Genomic DNA, 2,361 nt, shown 5'->3' with positions numbered 1-2,361 from the left:
CAGGGTTTTTATTCGCGATTATCATCATGGCTTTTCTCTTAAACTATTTTATGACGATTACGAAGATACCGATTTACTTAGCCGATCTTCTGAATGGATTATCACTTCCGCCTGCATTGTTGTTTGCGATTATTGTCCTGATGTACCTCATTTTGGGAGCAATCATGGACGCGTTGGCGATGGTTGTGATCACAATTCCAATCATTCTGCCGCTTATCACTGCAATGGGGCATGATCTCATCTGGTTTGGTGTCATTATCGTTCTGCTTATTGCGTTGGCCATGATTACACCGCCTGTAGGCATGAACTGTTTTGTGTTAAGGGGAGCAGCGCCTGAGCTTTCATTAGGTGAAATCTTTAAAGGTGCTGTAATATTCATCATTCCGATTTTGTTGTTGATTGTTATTCTTTACTTATTCCCTGAGATTGCTATATTTTTACCGAGCAATATGTATTAATGCAGCATTTAGCTTGTTTAACTTTCTAACTACTTCTTTCAAGATGCCTTCTTTAGACATTCATAGAATGTTTTTAAAAGGCATTTTTTGTTTTGGTCCGATATTAAAATAATACTATTATAGCGAATTATTCAATTATTATAACTTTGTAAAATCATGTATCTTCCTGTTAAAAAAATTGTTGAACAAGGATAGGCGTTGTGATATTCTTCTTATTAGCAGATAATACTTAACAGTACGATATACCCATCATCGGAACGTTAAGAGTTTTTTATTATCTAAATATAATAAAAAGAGAGAGTTATAGGGGTGAAGAGATGTTTACAAAGAGAAAAGGTCTTTTTGGGCTGTTTGTATTATTAATGGGTATTTTATTAGTTGGCTGCGGAAGCAAAAGTGATAGTAAGAGTGAAAGCGCTAACGGGGGAGACAAAGGTTCTTCAGATGAAGTTTACGAAATTAATGTAAACAACTGGCAGCCTTCAACACACCATTATGCATACAATGTGTATGAGCCGTGGAAAGAACTTGTTGAAGAAAAAACAGATGGTAGAGTCAAAGTAAATCTTTACCATGGCGGTTCATTAGGTAAATCTTCTTCTGTCTATCAAGATATTACTGGTGGATTATATGAAGTTAGTATTTTAGTTCCTCAATATTTCTACGACACGAACTTCTTTCCTTATTCCATTGGAAACTTGCCGTTCATGTTTAAAGATTCTAATGAAGCTGCAGCTGTTTTGAAAAAGTTCGGAGAAAAATATGCGGATGATGATTTAACAGATATTATTCTTACGGATCCTACTGCTACTGATCCTTATGCCTTGTTTTCAACTCAACCGATCAAAACAGTCGACGATTTGAAAAAGAAAAAAATGCGTTCTAGTGGAAAAAGTGAAACTGCACTTGCTAAATCAATTGGCGGTGTTCCTGTATCCTTGACAACTGAAGACCAGTATGAAGGACTTCAAAAGAAACAAATCGATACAACATTCTTTACACCGATTGGTGCAAATGGGCAAAAACTTTATGAGCCAGCACCTTATATTACGAAGCTTGGCGTTTCTGTTACACCATTAATTCCGGTCATGAACAAAGATTTTCATGATAGCCTTCCTGATGACTTGAAGAAACTTTTTGATGAAGAATTGTTTCCAAAACTATCAGAATTAATCATTGAAAGCTATGATTCTGAGCTTGATGCGGCATATGCCGATATTGAAAAAGCAGTTGAAAAACGTGGAGAAGTGATTACTCCTACAGATGAAGAATTAGAAGAATTTAGAGAAGCGGGAAAACCAGCATGGGATGAATGGGTTGAAGATGCGAATAAGAAAGGCTATAACGGCCAAGAAATGCTTGATGACTTGTTGAAAATGATTGATGAAGAAAGAAAATAATCGATGATGTATGAATACGAATGCTTCTAATCCTGTTTAATTAGGGGTTAGAAGCTTCTATTTTAAAAGAAGCTGTAATTTATCCATTCGGAAAATTGGTATTAATCTAACTTGTATCATTTATTTCCAAAGAATTGAGGTGCTTTGCATGTTAACGAACGTTATCCGGTTTTTAACAAATGTGACACGATGGATTGCTTTAGCTGTCATGGCATTTATGATGTTTTTTATTGCGATTGCCGTGATTAGCCGTCTGACGGTTACTCCAATCATCGGTGATGTGGAAATCGTTCAGCTAGGCATGATCGTCCTTATCATGTGCGGGCTTGCCTACACGCAACGGGTCGATGGCCATATTTCAATCGGGATTATCGTGGATAGGTTCCCACAGAAAGGCCAGCTTGTGATGGATGCGATTGGCAGCCTGTTAAATGTGGTGGTCACGCTGATTATTGCCTACATTTATGTCGGGGTTTTCCTAAACCATAAAAATGAAATGCAGC

At 36.9% G+C, this 2,361-nt stretch carries 3 protein-coding genes; all 3 read left to right on the top strand.

Going from position 1 to position 2,361, the window contains the following annotated elements; translation table 11 throughout:
- Positions 1 to 458: TRAP transporter large permease subunit (locus DCC39_RS18675; RefSeq protein ID WP_116556387.1), on the top strand; the 458-nt coding region annotated here is incomplete at its 5' end.
- Positions 459 to 775: 317 nt separating this feature from the next.
- Positions 776 to 1,858 (top strand): TRAP transporter substrate-binding protein, encoded by a 1,083-nt coding sequence (locus DCC39_RS18670; protein WP_116556386.1) that lies wholly within the window; start codon positions 776 to 778, stop codon positions 1,856 to 1,858.
- A 148-nt stretch (positions 1,859 to 2,006) separates the two neighbouring features.
- On the top strand, positions 2,007 to 2,361 hold a 355-nt coding region (locus DCC39_RS18665), incomplete at its 3' end, for a TRAP transporter small permease (protein ID WP_133243517.1).

This window comes from Pueribacillus theae (genome assembly GCF_003097615.1).
Classification (GTDB): Bacteria; Bacillota; Bacilli; order Bacillales; family UBA6769; genus Pueribacillus; species Pueribacillus theae.
Note: the sequence above shows the minus strand (reverse complement) of the source record. Positions and strands in the feature narration are given on the sequence as shown.